General features: G+C 61.2%; 9 protein-coding genes and 3 pseudogenes. 9 read left to right on the top strand and 3 right to left on the bottom strand.

Features of this window, described 5'->3' with window-relative positions; all coding sequences use genetic code 11:
• The first annotated feature begins 3 nt into the window (after positions 1–3).
• Entirely contained in the window at positions 4–186 is a 183-nt protein-coding gene (locus B0G71_RS11895) for a hypothetical protein (protein WP_116148524.1), read from the top strand.
• On the opposite strand, the pseudogene B0G71_RS41960 reads toward B0G71_RS11895, so the two are convergent.
• A pseudogene (locus tag B0G71_RS41960) lies at positions 146–304 on the bottom strand (MFS transporter); the annotation flags it as partial. The gene B0G71_RS11895 and the pseudogene B0G71_RS41960 overlap by 41 nt on opposite strands.
• A gap of 142 nt (positions 305–446) precedes the next feature.
• On the opposite strand from B0G71_RS41960, the gene B0G71_RS11885 reads away from it, so the two are divergent.
• The 5 genes and pseudogenes from B0G71_RS11885 to B0G71_RS41950 form a co-directional block, all read left to right on the top strand.
• Positions 447–1,190 carry a GntR family transcriptional regulator gene (locus B0G71_RS11885; protein WP_116141960.1) on the top strand — a complete coding sequence of 248 codons (744 nt, stop codon included), beginning with the start codon at positions 447–449 and terminating at the stop codon, positions 1,188–1,190.
• Positions 1,191–1,495: 305 nt separating this feature from the next.
• The gene (locus B0G71_RS11880) at positions 1,496–2,803 is read left to right on the top strand and encodes an MFS transporter (RefSeq protein ID WP_116141958.1); all 1,308 of its coding nucleotides are present in this window, start codon (positions 1,496–1,498) and stop codon (positions 2,801–2,803) included.
• 153 nt (positions 2,804–2,956) lie between these two features.
• Positions 2,957–3,034: pseudogene (locus B0G71_RS41955) on the top strand (integrase); the annotation flags it as partial.
• Between the two features lie 556 nt (positions 3,035–3,590).
• Positions 3,591–5,000 carry an adenylate/guanylate cyclase domain-containing protein gene (locus B0G71_RS11870; protein ID WP_241974583.1) on the top strand — a complete coding sequence of 470 codons (1,410 nt, stop codon included), beginning with the start codon at positions 3,591–3,593 and terminating at the stop codon, positions 4,998–5,000.
• 158 nt (positions 5,001–5,158) lie between these two features.
• A pseudogene (locus B0G71_RS41950) lies at positions 5,159–5,433 on the top strand (integrase); the annotation flags it as partial.
• 169 nt (positions 5,434–5,602) lie between these two features.
• On the opposite strand, the gene B0G71_RS11860 reads toward B0G71_RS41950, so the two are convergent.
• Positions 5,603–7,834, bottom strand: a complete 2,232-nt coding sequence (locus B0G71_RS11860; protein ID WP_258875558.1) for a SulP family inorganic anion transporter — start codon at positions 7,832–7,834, stop codon at positions 5,603–5,605.
• A 189-nt stretch (positions 7,835–8,023) separates the two neighbouring features.
• Here B0G71_RS11860 and B0G71_RS11855 point away from each other — a divergent pair, with 189 nt between their 5' ends.
• The 3 genes from B0G71_RS11855 (at position 8,024) to B0G71_RS11845 (ending at position 13,224) form a co-directional block, all read left to right on the top strand.
• A complete protein-coding gene (locus B0G71_RS11855; protein ID WP_116141952.1) occupies positions 8,024–11,305 on the top strand; it encodes an adenylate/guanylate cyclase domain-containing protein in 3,282 nt (1,093 codons plus the stop codon).
• On the top strand, positions 11,277–11,681 hold the full coding sequence (locus B0G71_RS11850; protein WP_116141950.1) for a glycoside hydrolase family 15 protein: 405 nt from the start codon (positions 11,277–11,279) through the stop codon (positions 11,679–11,681). The genes B0G71_RS11855 and B0G71_RS11850 overlap by 29 nt, the downstream gene beginning before the upstream one ends.
• 337 nt (positions 11,682–12,018) lie before the next feature.
• Positions 12,019–13,224 carry an amidohydrolase family protein gene (locus B0G71_RS11845; protein ID WP_116148520.1) on the top strand — a complete coding sequence of 402 codons (1,206 nt, stop codon included), beginning with the start codon at positions 12,019–12,021 and terminating at the stop codon, positions 13,222–13,224.
• A gap of 258 nt (positions 13,225–13,482) precedes the next feature.
• Here B0G71_RS11845 and B0G71_RS11835 read toward each other — a convergent pair whose 3' ends face one another.
• Positions 13,483–14,508, bottom strand: coding sequence for an NADP-dependent oxidoreductase (locus B0G71_RS11835; RefSeq protein WP_116141948.1), 1,026 nt, complete (start codon positions 14,506–14,508; stop codon positions 13,483–13,485).
• Positions 14,509–14,626: the final 118 nt, after the last annotated feature.

The raw sequence follows: 14,626 nt of genomic DNA, 5'->3' as shown, positions 1-14,626 counted from the left end.
AACATGACAAAGGAAAGTCGCGTCGACATCCCGAAGTCGAAAGCCGGGGCGCAGGAAGCGCCGATGACCCCGGACGAGCAACTGGACGAAGCGCTCGAAGAGACCTTTCCTGCGAGCGATCCAATTGCCGTTCACCCCGAGCCCGAGCCCCCGCCTGCGTGTGGTCGATGCCGTACGCTGCAATGATTGCGGGGATTGCCAGGGTAAACATCTGCACATCGAGAGCATCGAGGCCCCAACCCGCAAAACATCCCCAGAAGGTGCTGCGTTCGACAGGTGTGCCTTGCTTGTACCAGGTGAACATCGCCGACTCCAGATAAATTCATATATTCATGTATATGACTGTATGTTTAGTTTAAGCGCCTCGACGAAGAAGTCATTGGGGATTTACCCTTGTCCCTGCAGATGTTGTACAGTGACTACTCCTGTGAACAACTATATGAATCATGGATATGCAGTCGTTCTCGGCCAAGCCAGACGGTCGTTTGCCGCGCTACCAGCAGCTACGCGATGACCTGGTGCGCCGCATCGCGGAGGGCGAGTGGGCGCCGGAAAAGGCAATCGACACAGAGGCGGAACTCAGCCTGTTTTATAACGTTTCGACCGGCACACTTCGGAAAGCCATTGATTTGCTGGTAGCCGACGGAGTGCTCACCCGCACCCAGGGAAAGGGGACGTTTGTGCGGCGCCCGCGCTTTGATTCGTCGTTGTTCCGCTTCTTCCGATTCAAGTCAGCTGACGGGAAGCCGGTCCGACCGACGGCGAAGGTGCTCAGCCGCGACGTCGTCAAGCCAAACGAGACGGTTCGCTCGACCTTGCGGATGAAGGCGACGGAGAAGGCTGTTCATCTCTCACGGGTACGACTGATTGACGGACAACCCGTTTTGTCGGAAGAAATATGGCTACCTCGAAGCCGTTTCGAAGCGCTGGCGACGCTGCCCCTTGGTCGCTTCGAGGATTTGCTTTATCCGCTTTACGAGCGGCTTTGCCGCCAAATCGTCGCATCCGCAACCGAGATCCTGAACGTCGAACAGGCGACGGACGCTGATGCAGCGCTCTTGCATATCGACGTTGGCAGCCCGGTAATCCTTGTGCACCGTGTGGCATCCGATTTCGCCGGGACGCCTATTGAATGGCGCACCACGCGTGGTGCTGCTGCAGCGTTCCAGTATCAGGTCGATATTCGCTGACAACGCGACTCCCTCGCCGCGTTCGGTGCCGTCAAAGGGACCGACAACGCGAACTGACTTTCTGTCACCCGGCAAGTCGCATTTTTCCGCGACTTTCAGGCTCTACACCTCGTTCGCCGAATACGTCAATGGCCGCCAGTTGCGGCCGCAGCTCGCTTGCGTGCGCTCGTCCGGGTTATACCTCATTGCAGCCCGACCTCAAACATACAAACATATATATGACTATATCAATCTGCCTGTTTTCGTCAGACTGACGGTTTTCGAAACGCCAGTCGAGCGGCAGCGGGCATGGAACCGGAACGAACATGTCTACGTCCGTAACACGTGAGCAGCAGGTAATGAAGAAAATGGCATGGCGGCTGATGCCGCTGCTGATTGTCATGTTTCTCATCGCATTCATCGACCGGCAGAACGTCGGCTTCGCGAAACTGGAAATGGTTCAGGCACTCGGCATGACGGAAGCCGCGTATGGCCTTGGAGCGTCGCTGTTTTTCATTGGCTACCTCCTGTTCGAGGTGCCCAGCACACTGGCGCTTCATCGTTTCGGGGCCCGGACGTGGCTCGCTCGCATCATGATTACGTGGGGCATCGTTACAGTGCTAATGGCATTCACACGGTCCCTGCCAGTTTTTTATTCGTTCCGGTTTGCACTTGGCGTTGCTGAAGCGGGGTTCTATCCAGGCGTCATTTACTACCTGACGCAGTGGTTTCCTCAAAGCTACCGGACACGTGTGCTTGGCCTTTTTACCCTTGGTAGTTCGCTGGCAAACATGCTTGGCGCGCTGGTCGGAGGGCTGCTCCTTTCCTTGGGCGGAACACTGGGACTGGCGGGTTGGCAATGGGTCTTCCTTGCCACCGGTCTTCCGGCAATACTGATTGCCTTCGTAGCACTTAGATATCTCCCGAGCTCCGTCAAGGAAGCGAACTTCCTTTCTCAGGATGAGAAGGACATTGTGGTCGCAGCGCTTGTGCGCGAAGCGTCCGCGGAAGCAAAGGAGTCCCGGCCATGGGCGGCATTGCTTGACCCGAAGGTTCTCATGTTCGCAGCAACCTACATGCTGATGTCGACGTCGCTGTACGGTGTGACGTACTGGTTGCCTACGCTGGTCAAGAGCTGGGGCGTTTCGTCGAGCGTCAACGGCCTGCTCAACATGATTCCGTGGGCACTCGCGACACTTCTTCTCCTTTGGCTTCCCGGGAAGCTCAAACGTGAACAGGTGGTGTTAAAAGCAATGGTCGTGGTCGCAGGCATCGGCGTTGTATGTTTTGCCTCCAGCCTCGTATTGCCGACCGTCTCGTTGCGCTTCATCGCCCTGTGTGTGGGTGGCGCCTGTATTCCTCTGCTGTACCCTTGTTTCTGGTCGCTTCCCCCGCGCTTCTTTTCCGGCGCTCGAGCCGCGGCAAGTGTCGCCGCCATCAACTGCATCGGCAATCTCGGCGGGTTTTTCGCACAGAACCTGATGCCGTACGTCGGCAAAGTTAGTCATAGCCATGTCGCACCCATGCTTGTTCCGACTGCATGCCTGTTAGCTCTCGCAATCGGGACCGCGATTGCGTGGACAGTCGGTGGGCATCGCAAGGCGGCGCTTGCATCGTCGACGGTTCCGCTTTGACGAGAGCGCTGACACGCCTGAGCTCTTTGCACAGATGCAACGTGCACTTCTTCGAGCCGCACTTTTCGTGCTGGTTGCAGGCTGAGTGCGGTTCAACATCGCGAACGGTTAAAGCCATCCGGGCTGGCTGGAGGCAGTTCCGTAGCGAGGCTCAAATTTGAAAGCACAGTGCGGTACCTTGGCATCGAGGTCGACGATGCGCTCGAGATGGCACAGCAGACTGAAGTTTGAACCGAGGTACCTCCGGACGGTGGTCTGCATCGGGCGCTGTCCAGCCAACGTCTGCCGCTCACAGTGCACTCAAAGTGGTCATTCGAGCGACCGGTTCGCGCCCCAACTCGCCGGATAGCTAACTCCACTGCTCTACGTCAGTTTGATGTGCAGCGCGGCCGCCTTGTTTTTGTCCCTCGATACCCTCGGATGGTAGCCGGCGTAACAGGGCACGCTGCCGGGGTTCCGCAAATGGCCTGACGAATATTGCAATTCAAAAACCAAGTGCAAGCACGTAGATTGCGATGCGTCAGTTGGCGGTATACTCGCAAAAGCCGTCCAAGGGATCGACTTCAGGTAGAGATGCCAGGAAGAGGTGGCCGATCATGAACTGAATTCGTCGCTGTTCGCGCTATACCGATTCGCGCAGGAAGTAGGCAAGGTGAAGGGATGCAGGAGAAATAACGCTCTGGAAGTATTCCGGAAATCAGGCGACGGACACGGAGATCGTGTCTGACTGTTTGCCGCTGACTCGGCCACGACGATGCACATTGACGATCAGTTTCTCGAGCGCAAAATGATCGAGATCGAGCAGGCGAGGTCATGGAGTCCGCGTGTCATTTCCAAGCTCGAGACTCTGATCAGGAGCGGCGACGATCTGTCGGTTTACCGGGTCAACCCGCTGGCGTTTGCGCGTGATCGCGGCATAGGCGAGGGTGAGTGCATCGACCTCTTTCTTCATGCGGCGCGATACGGACTGTTCGGGATGAACTGGAACGTTCTTTGTCCGCAGTCAGGAATGGTCCTCAATAGCTTCGGATCGTTGCGCACGCTCAAGACCCACTATGTCTGTGGACTATGCGACGTTACGGGCGAAACCGACCTGGACGATTTCATCGAAGTCACCTTTTCTATATCTCCCGAACTCCGGAGGCTGACCTTCCACGATCCCGAGTCGCTTTCCGTGGATGATTTCCATTGGAAGCTACGATTTAACGGTGACGGTCGTTTCGCTGGCCAACAAGTTCGGTTTCTCGACTTTTTACGGGGTCTGGTGCGCGGCCTGACGTTTCTGCCGCCAGGCTCGACAACGACTCTGCAGGCGGACCTTGGCCCCGGCGCCTTGTCGGGCGTGAATGTCGAAACACAGGCCGCTCTCGTGGTTGCGATTGCCGGCGAACCGGTCACGTCGCCGACGCTGTTGCAGGTGGGATATGACGGGCAGCGGTTTGCCCCGGCGCTCTCCGTTGTGCCGCCCGGCCCTGTAGTCGTTGAGGTGAGGAATACGGGAAGCAAGCGCGGGTCTCTGCTCCTGATCAATTGGCCTCCTGAGGTTGTCGCCCAAGTCATCAAGCCGCCGCTCGAATTCGAACCGTATCTCTCCGGGGGGACGCTAGTGGCGCGACAAACCTTCCGGCGCCTGTTCCGCTCGGAACGCGTCGACGAGAAGGAGGGGCTCGGGATCCGGCAAGTGACATTTGTTTTCACCGATCTCAAGGGTTCGACGGCCATGTACGAACGCCTCGGCGATCTGAATGCGTACGGGCTAGTCAGACAGCATTTCGCATTGCTCGAGGTGGTCGCACAACGGTATTCCGGCGCGATCGTAAAGACGATTGGGGATGCTGTGATGGTCGTCTTCTGTCGACCAACGGACGCTGTTTCCGCGTCGTTAAGGATTGTCGATGAAATCGGACGCTTCAATCGCGAGCGTGGAGAACCGGCGATCATTCTGAAGATCGGGGCGCATTGCGGGCCATCGTTAGCAGTGACGCTGAACGACAATCTCGATTATTTCGGCCAGACCGTCAACGTCGCCGCGCGCGTGCAGTCTCTCGCTGAGGCCGGAGAGATTTGCATCTCGGAAGCGCTCTATAGCTCACCTGGCGTCCGCGACCTTCTTGCTGGCCGCACTGTCGTCGAATTCGAAACTCCACTTCGCGGCGTCCAAGGCAGGGCAAGCGCATATCGCATCGCGTCCGGGTGATGACGATCACCGCATTGGTCTCGCCACTGAGTTGGAAGACGGGAAGAACGTCATTGAGTCGAGCAACTGTGCGTGAAGTCACGAAATGGTCCCAAGGGATTGAATACGTGCAGAGCACAATCTGCCGGCTTGGCGCATAGCCATCGGCCGTGTGGCTGCGCACCCCATTGGAGCTCCGCGAAATCTGGGCGATTCGGACGAGACTTCAGATGTCGTCCAATGTTCGTGAGTTGGCACTGTTCAGCCTGGCGGTTGATAGCTGGCTTCACACGTGCGACCTGACGCGGCTGCGAGTGCAGGACATCTGCATAGGAGACCACGTGGTCTCGCGTGCGACGTCCTTGCAGCAGAAAACTCAACGGCGGGTGCAGTTCGAAATTACGGAGCAGACTCGGTGGAGTATCGCGGGGTGGATTTTGCGCGAGGACTGAAAAAAACCCGCCGACCATCACCTTTTCGAGCCGGTGCATGCCTTAGGGCAGCAAGATGAAAAAGCACGATCCGATGGGCATCGATCATCCCGCATCGGGCGCGATGCCGCAGTATGCGGGCGTGGGTGGCGAGGCCGCGCACGCGGCGGCAGGGCTCGTTTCATGCGTCGATCACCAGGCAGCGCGCAGTGCTTCATCGGCGACTGCGAGTCGCGACGCGATCGTCTTGATCAGAAAGCGATGAAACTGCTGCGCGGTGACCGGGTCATCGCGTTCGAGCGTGAGAAGCGCGGGCACCGACAGACGGTGAACGCGTGTCGGCGCTTCGGCGATCACGTCGGCGCTTCGCGCCGTCTGGGTGTACACGGCCATTTCGCCGACGATCGTGCCCGGACCGAACGAGCGCAGCCGCACCGGCCGGCCATCGAGCAGCGGCAACGAAACGGCGACGCGTCCGCGCTCGACGATATAAATCGCATCGCCCGGCTCGCCACACGAGAACAGCGGCTGCCCGGCATCGAGATCGCACGCTTCGAGACATGCACACAGCTTCTCCAGCGCGCACGGCGTGAAGTGCGGCGCGAGCGTCGCATAAAAATCGTGCTCGCCGGAGCGATCCGTGTCTGCATCGGATGCGAGCAGTTGATCTTCGATCCATTCGAGACCGGCATCGAGCGTTGGGAACTCGCGTATCCGTAAGTGCAGCGTCCCTGTCTTCACGAGCAGATTGCGCGAGCGTACGGGCAACGCGGTCAGCACGAGATCCGCACCCGACGTTGCGCAGAGTTGCCGCAGCTTCACGAATGCAATCGATACCGACGCGTCCATGCCATTGGTGGACGCGAAATCGAGTACGACATAGCGCACGGGCAATGCGTCGAGTACTTCGAGGCGTTCGCGCACGCGTTGCAGGATCGAGTTGGCGGTGCCGAAGAACAGGAAGCCTTGCAGGCACACGCCGAATAGCTGCGCGCCGACTTCGCGCAGACGCGCGGCGTTTTCGATACTGCGCTCGACTGTCGAGGTACGCGTAGTAGCATCGAATTCCATTCGCACGCAACTGACGCGTCCATACAGCAGCGCGAACATCACGCACGCGGCGATCACGCCCGCAATCACACCCGCAACGACGCCATAAAACGCGACTACGGCGAGTATGCCCGGCACGAGCGCGTACTCATACCAGTTCAGCCGCGCATACGCGCCAACCAGCCATTGCAGCATCAGGCGCAATCCCATGAAGAGTTGCAGCCCGACCAGCACGGGCACGGGAAACAGCGCGACCAGATCGGGTGACGCAGCGAGCGCAACGAGGCATGCGATCGCTGCGAACACGCCCGCCATCCGGCTCGTCGCGCCGGCGCGCGCGTTGAGCATCGAGCGATTGTACGACTGATAGCCGACCATGCCGCCCAGCAATCCGCTCGCGATGTTTGCGAGTCCCGCCGCGCGCATTTCGCGGTTCAGGTCGATGTCTTCGCCCGTTACCGCGCCGATGGCCGTCGAGTTCATCAGGATCGTGATCGCCGATGCAGATGTCACGACGAGCGTCTCAGGCAGATGTGCGCCGATCGCGGCCCAGTCGATCACGCCGCGCGCGAGCGGCGCAGGGATATGGAGATCGGGGAATAATTGCAGTTTCACACGCGGCAGTAGCAGGCCCATGTTGCGCGCATCGTCGAGCGACAGTCCGGCGAGATGCAGCAGCAAATAGAACAGCGCGATTCCGCACAGGAGTACGATCGGCAGTGCGGCAATGTGCTGCCAGCCGCGCGTAAGCGCGGTTGTGAGCACGCCGATGAAGAGCGCGGGTGTCCATGCGAGCCAGTGCAGATGCGCTAGCAGCCCGAGGCTATGCCATTGAGGCGACGCGCCCGTCAGCACGCGAAACGCGCCCGCGAGCAGCAGATAACCCGTGCCGGCGAGAAACCCTCCGACCACGGGGTACGGCAGGAACTGCAATGAACGGCTGCGCTTCGACGAACCGATTGAGAACAGCACAATGCCCGTCAGCACCGAACACAGCGCGATCGAAATCAGTACGGTCAGCAGAATGGTTGGTGGCGAGCCGCCGTCGGCGCGTGCGCTGCTGGCGACGCCCGCCGCTACACCCGCGAGAAACGCCGTCGCGTTACTGTCCGGCCCGGCGATATTCAGACGCATCGAACTGGTCAGCGCGATCACGAGCGCAGTGACGATACAACTGACGAGCGCTGTAGGCACGCCGAGTTGGGCATAGCGCGCGAGGTCCGCGCTGAAGACCAGCGTGCCCAGGCTCATTGCGTAGCAGAGCATGACGAGCGTCGAGACGGCGCCCGCCGCCAGGTCGCCGAGCAGCCCGGTGACGTTCGACGCGAATTCCGACGCAGACCCGGACGCAGAACCTGTGGCACCTTCCTTCACGGCGCTCTCCCGCAACGCGCGGCGCCGAGACATGCCAGCGCGCCGCGCGACCCAGTATCCGCCGTCGTCCTTGCGCGTGTCAAACGGCCTTCATACACCCGTCGGTGCGCGCAACGCCTACACTGAAACAGGCGAGCGCCGTCGTATTTCTTAAGCGCTCAACGGGAAACAGGTTCCGGCGGTGACGCGATGGACATCGAACTGTGGCTGCGCGAGCTCGGGCTCGAGCAGTACATGCAGGTATTTGCCGACAACGACATCGATGGCGCGACGCTGCGCGAGCTCAGCGATGCGGACCTGAAGGAGCTCGGCGTGCGCTCGCTAGGGCATCGCAAGCGGCTGCTGACTGCGATAGCGGAGAAACCGTCGTCCACGGTACAGGCTTCTGTCGACCAGCCTGTCGCGCGAGCGGACGAGCGCAGGCAAGTCGCAGTGCTCTTCGCCGACATCTGCGGCTATACGGATCTCAGCCGGGCGCTCGATCCGGAAGAATTGCTCGTTGTGCTCGGCGGCTATTTCGAGCAGGTGGATGACATCGTCGTTCGCCATGGCGGGCACATCGACAAGCATGTCGGCGATTGCGTCATGGCGGTGTTCGGCGCGCCGCGTTCGTACGGAAACGATCGGGAGCGCGCAGCGCGGGCCGCACTCGCGATCATCGACGCGATGCCGAATCTGTCTCGAACGCTGGTGCGCCCGCTCTCCAGTCACATCGGTATTGCGGTCGGCCAGGTCGTCGCAAGCGACACGGGCAGCGCGGCGCATCGCGAGTACACCGTGACGGGCGAAACAGTCAACCTCGCGTCGCGTCTGACCGACGCGGCCGGACCGGGCGAAATCCTGGTCTCGGAAACTTTGTGGCGCCCGCTGGCTGACCGCATCGCGTGCGAAGCCCGCGGCGCACTTGCCGTGAAAGGCTTCGCCGAGCCCGTTCCCGTGTGGCGTCTCACCGGCTTTCGACGTCCGTCTGCCAGTCGACCACTCTTTGGCCGTCGCGACGAACTGCGCCATTTTCGGGCGATCCTCGAATCATGCCGGGAGACGAGACGCGGCTGCGTCGTTCGTCTGCGGGGTGAGCCTGGTATCGGAAAGACGCGTCTGGTCGAGGAATTTCAGCGCGAGGCAAACGGACTAGGCTTCGTGTGTCACACGGCGTTCGTGCTCGACTTCGGTTCAAGAGCCGGTCGCGACGCGATCCGATCACTTATGCGTGGGCTCCTGGCGTTCGACGACGCGAGCCATGAGGAAGCCGCCAAGTCCGCCATGACGCGAGCCATCGCCGACGGTTTGGCGGACGCCGGCGATGCGCTTTTCCTCAACGATCTGATCGAGGTGCCGCAGCCGCCCGAACACCGGGCGGTCTACGAAGCCATGAACAACGCGATGCGCGTTCGAGGCCGGCAGGACGTGATGGCCAGACTCGTGCAACGCGCGAGCCGCGTGCAGCCTCGATTGCTCGTCGTTGAAGACATTCATTGGGCGGACCCATCGACGCTGCAGGACCTCGTCGAACTCAGCTTGGCAGCGGCGGATTGCGCGGCCGTGCTGGTCCTGACAACGCGACCGCAAGGCGATCCGCTCGACTCGTCATCGGGCGCAGCGGCGAACGCGCCGTGCTCGCTATTCGATCTGGGCCCTTTGAACAACGGCGACTCCCGCCTGATGGCCGAGTCGTTTTCCTGTGCAACCGAGGTGGTGGCGCGCTGCATCAAGCGGGCCGCGGGTAATCCGCTCTTTCTCGAACAACTGCTCAGCAGCACAGATAAAACGGCAGAAACGGGCGTGCCAGGTTCGGTGCAAAGTTTGGTGCAAGCGCGGCTGGATGGACTCGATCCCGTCGACAAGACCGTCTTGCGTGCGGCGTCGGTGTTTGGCCAATTCTTCGAGCCGCAGGCCATCAGCCACATTCTCGAACGCACGGATGTGACGTTTGAACCGATGGTGACGGCGCGCCTGCTGCGTCGACAGGGCAGCGGACTCGTCTTCCATCACGCGCTCATTCGCGACGCCATCTATGATGGATTGCTGAAGAGCCAACGCCGCGAGTTACATCGGCGCGCCGCGCAGTGGTTTGCGCAGCGCGATACCGTACTGCGCGCTGAACATCTCGATCGGGCAGGCGATCGTGACGCGGCTCGTGCTTATTGCGACGCGGCGCGCTCGCAGGCGGCCGGCTATCGCCATGAATTTGCGCTTCAGCTTGTCGAACGCGGGCTTGCATTAGCGGATACCTGTGCCGACCGCGTCGCACTCGAATTGCTCCGCGGCAACATCCTGCATGACATCGGCGCCATGACGTCGGCACTCGGTGCGTTCGAAACGGCGCTCACGGCGGCGACGACCGATGCTGAACGTTGTCACGCATGGATTGGACGCGCTACGGTGAAGCGGGTCATCGACGATCTCGACGGCGCGTGGACCGATCTCGACTGCGCGGCCGCAGTGGCCGCAGCCGAGCGGCTCTCGCGCGAACAGGCACGCATTCACTTTCTGCGCGGCAATCTCTGTTTTCCGCGCGGCGACAGCGACAGCTGCGTGCGAGAGCATGAACGCAGCCTTGCGCTCGCGCGCGAGGCGTGCGACTACGAACAGGAGGCGGCCGCGCTCGGCGGGCTTGGCGACGGTGAGTACATGCGTGGACGGATGATCAGTGCACATGACGCATTTAGCCTTTGCATCGAGCTGTGTCAGCGCCACGGCTTCGGACGAATAGAGGTCGCCAATCTGCCAATGCGCGCGATTACCGCGTGGTTTGCCGGCAAGGCGAGCACCGCGCTCGACGCGGCCCTGGCAAGCGTGGCGGCGGCGGAAAAGGTCGGGCATCTGCGGGCGCTGGCCGTCTCTCATCATGCCGCGTGGCATTGCCTGCACGATCTCGCGCAGTGGGAGCGCGCGTGGGAGCATGCCGGTTCGGCGCTGAACTGTGCGCGCGAACTGAAATCGAGGCGCTTTGAAGGCGAGGCGCTTGCGTTTCGCGCGGAACTGCATCGGGTCGCCGGGCGCCGGCAGGAGGCGCTCGACGATATCGCACAGGCGCTGGCGATCAGCCGCGAGACGGGCATGGCCTACCTCGGCGCGTCGTATCTGGGCACGCTCGCGCGCGCGACCGACGATGTCACCATCTTCAAGCAGGCTATCGAGGAGGGCGAGGCTCTGCTTGCCGCCGGGGCGGTGAGCCACAATCACTATCTGTTTCGACGTGACGCGATCGAAGCCTGTCTCGAGCGCGGATGGTGGGACGCGGCTGCAGCACATGCTGCGGCCCTTGAGGCGTACGCCCGTCGCGAGCCGTCGCCGTTTTCCGCATTCGTCGTCGCACGGGCGCGCGCGCTACTCGCCTGCGGGCAGGGAAACCAGGTCGCGGCATCGCACGACGAACTTCTGCGCCTGAAAAAAGAAGCACGAAGGCTTGGAGCGCTGCACTCTCTTCCCGCAATAGACGATGCGCTGTCGCACTGTGAGTTCAGGTGACGAGGTACACGAGGTCAATCCCGCTCGCATTGGGTCGCGGGTGTTTCCGGAGGTGCTCATTTCCCGGTTGGTGGCGACAGTCGTGACCACGTTGAAGGCGCTGATTCATCGACGCAGCGGTGCGCTCGTTGCCGCGCCGACTACCTCGTTGCCCGAAGCTTCCGGCGGCGAGATGAACGGGGACTACCGTTACTGCCGGCTGCGCGATGCGAGTTTCACGATGACCGCGTTGCTCAACGCCGGCTGTCACGAAGAGGTGGGGCGGCCCGTATGTCATCTTCTGGAAACGTCGTATGCACAAAGCTGGCCGCCACAGGCATTGCCGTTACTCCTTTACGCTTACTGCAGCGCGCGCGTGGTGATGCCGCGTGTATGAGTATCTTGCTCGGCATGACCATGTGTGCGCTCCGGCCTCACTGATTGACGTCGATGAATTTGTGCTCAAGCGGGACCACGATACTTCTATAGCCTACCGAGAGGTGCGTGAGATTCTTTCGGCATCGCGTTTAAACGAGCTTTCCTCGCGTGATACCTTGCAGATCGTCGATAATCTGATGCCTAGTTCGTCGAACTGGCGTGGCTCGCTGCGGGTGGCCCGCTGGACGGCCATCCAGCAACTGCCGTTCGGGGAGACGCTGCCTATGGTGCATGTTGGCAATCCGCTGCAAAGAGGACGAACACCGAGCCCGTATCGTTACTTCTGCCAAATCAACATGACTTCTTCGCTATCTTCTCTCGTCATTTCCAATGTCCGGCTGGCCGACGGCCAGCCGGTGGTCGTGTCGATTGCCGGCGGGCGCATCGCCGCTCTCGGCCCGGACCTCGTGCCGCAACCGGGCGTCGCTGTGGAAGACGGCGGCGGCGCGTTGCTGCTGCCTGGTTTCGTCGAAGGGCACACGCATATCGACAAAACCAACTGGGGCAGGCCGTGGTATCGCAACGAGGTCGGCGCGACGTTGCTCGATCGCATCAACAACGAGCGCCGCTGGCGCAAGGAATCGGGCCACGACGCGGGCGCGCAGTCGCTCGCGCTTGCGCGTGCCTTCGTAGAGGCGGGCACCACGCGCCTGCGTACGCATGTGGACGTCGATACCGACGCGGGTTTGCGCTACCTCGAAGGCGTGCTCCAGACCCGCAAGGCGATGCGCGATCTGCTCGACATCCAGATTGTGGCGTTTCCGCAGTCCGGTCTGTTGGGCCGTCCGGGAACGGACGAACTGTTGGGCCGCGCGCTCGCCGACGGCGCGGACGTGCTCGGCGCGCTCGATCCGGCATTGATCGACGGCGATCCGGTCGCGTCGCTGAATCTGACGTTCGCGCTTGCCGGGCGCTATCACAAGCCGATCGATATCCATCTGCACGAACCCGGCGAGGTGGGCGCATTCACCTTCAAACTGCTGCTCGATCGTGTCAAGGCGCTCGGAATGCAAGGGCAAGTCGTGGTCAGCCACGCGTTCTGTCTGGGCGCACTGCCGGAGCGCGAACGCGATGTGCTGCTCGAACGGATTGCCCAGTTGAACGTGGCGCTCCTGACTTCGGCGCCGCCGTCGCGTCCGGTTCCGCCATTGAAGGCTTGCAGGGAAAAAGGCATCACTATCTTTGGCGGAAACGACGGCATTCGCGATACCTGGTCGCCGTATGGCTCGCCTGACATGCTCGAACGCGCGATGTTGATCGGCCTGCGTTACGACATGCGCCGTGACGACGAACTGGCCGTCGCTTTCGATTGCGTCAGCGCAGCGGCGGCACGCGGCTGCGGGTTCCGCGACTATGGGCTGCATGCCGGTGCAAGGGCCGACCTCGTGCTGGTCGACGCGGAAACCGTTGCGCAAGCGGTGGTCGCCCGGCCCAGGCGCAAGCTGGTGGTGGCCAACGGGCGCATCGTCGCGCGCAACGGCGAACTGGTCGGTGCGGCGTAATGTGACGGCTTCAGAAGGATCATGCTCGGCGAGGGCAATCCGGGTAGGAACAATCGGGCACGGATCGATGTACTGATCAAACACCGCTGTGTGATCACGGTCGATTCACAGCGCCGTGTGATCGAAGATGGCGCACTCGCGGTGTAGGGCGAGCGCGCCGTCGCTGTCTGCGAGACGCCCGCGCTGGCGTCGCATTACTGCGCGGATCGGGTGATCGATGCGCGCCTTGCTTCATTTGCGGGCGCGAAACGAATTCGCTCAAACCCTCACGAGCAACTTGCCGACATTACCGCCTTCGAACAGGCTATTCAGCGCAGCAGGCAGTTGTTCGAATCCATCGACGAAAGTCTCCTTGAATACGATCTCGCCGCTCTTAACCCACGGCGCCACTTGCGCGACCATTTCGTCCATACGATTGGTATAGTCTCTCGCCAGCACGCCCTGGATGGTGGCGCGTTGAAAGAGCATGTGCTGGAGAAATCGTGGGCCCACGTCCGGCGTGTCCAAGCCACCGTCGTATTGACTGATCGCTCCGCAAATCACAATGCGAGCCCGGCGCTTGATAAGCGGAATCACGGCATCCGTGATCGGGCCGCCGACGTTGTCGAAATAAACGTCCACCCCTCCTGTGGCCTCGAGCAGCGCGCTCGTCAAGCCTTCGTGCGTCTTGTGTTCCCGATAGTCGACCGCGCGATCCAGTTTCAGTTCTTCGAGCAGGAATCGGCACTTGTCTGGACCACCGGCAATGCCCACGACCTTGCAGCCCGCCTTCTTGCCGAACTGTGCAACCAGCGAGCCGACGGCCCCGGCCGCACCGGATACAACCAGCGTATCACCAGGGCGCGGCCGGCCGGCTTCCGTGAGGCCAAACCAGGCGATACGCCCCGGCATGCCCAGCACACCGAGTGCCGTGGAAACTGGCGCGCTTGCCGGATCGAGTCTGGTCAGTTCGCTGTGATGGCAACGTGCATACAACTGCCAACCCGAATAGGCCGACACCCAGTCGCCTTTGGCGAACAGCGGGCTGGCTGACTCGACCACTTCTCCCACTACGCCGGAGCGTTGCACGATGCCGAGAGGATGAGGCACGTCGTACGTGTTGCGCTCGTGCTGCTGGATGCGAATGTACGGGTCCACGCTGATATAGCGCGCGCGGACGATGACTTCGTTCTCCGCCAATGGTCCCGAGATTTCGCTTTCACGAAGCTCGTAGTGTTCCGATCCAACGCGACTCGTGGGACGTTTTACATAGAACCATTGGCGATTCGAATAGGGTGCGTTCATGGATTGGTTTTCCGGTGTGACTTGCGATGCCGTGGGAACGATTCAATTGAGTTGCGCGAGGCGTTTGCAATGTTGGTATGACGGATTCAACAAGGCAAGACAGCGATCTTCGGCGGCT

This window comes from Paraburkholderia sp. BL27I4N3 (assembly GCF_003386115.1).
GTDB lineage: Bacteria > Pseudomonadota > Gammaproteobacteria > Burkholderiales > Burkholderiaceae > Paraburkholderia.
Note: the sequence above shows the minus strand (reverse complement) of the source record. Positions and strands in the feature narration are given on the sequence as shown.

Excerpts from the sequence above, each read along its gene's own strand:
- B0G71_RS11845 (WP_116148520.1), top strand. The coding sequence starts at position 12,019 with ATGACTTCTTCGCTATCTTCTCTCGTCATTTCCAATGTCCGGCTGGCC.
- B0G71_RS11885 (WP_116141960.1), top strand. The coding sequence starts at position 447 with ATGGATATGCAGTCGTTCTCGGCCAAGCCAGACGGTCGTTTGCCGCGC.
- B0G71_RS11880 (WP_116141958.1), top strand. The coding sequence starts at position 1,496 with ATGTCTACGTCCGTAACACGTGAGCAGCAGGTAATGAAGAAAATGGCA.
- B0G71_RS11870 (WP_241974583.1), top strand. The coding sequence starts at position 3,591 with ATGATCGAGATCGAGCAGGCGAGGTCATGGAGTCCGCGTGTCATTTCC.
- B0G71_RS11855 (WP_116141952.1), top strand. The coding sequence starts at position 8,024 with ATGGACATCGAACTGTGGCTGCGCGAGCTCGGGCTCGAGCAGTACATG.
- B0G71_RS11895 (WP_116148524.1), top strand. The coding sequence starts at position 4 with ATGACAAAGGAAAGTCGCGTCGACATCCCGAAGTCGAAAGCCGGGGCG.
- B0G71_RS11835 (WP_116141948.1), bottom strand. The coding sequence starts at position 14,508 with ATGAACGCACCCTATTCGAATCGCCAATGGTTCTATGTAAAACGTCCC.
- B0G71_RS11850 (WP_116141950.1), top strand. The coding sequence starts at position 11,277 with ATGCGCTGTCGCACTGTGAGTTCAGGTGACGAGGTACACGAGGTCAAT.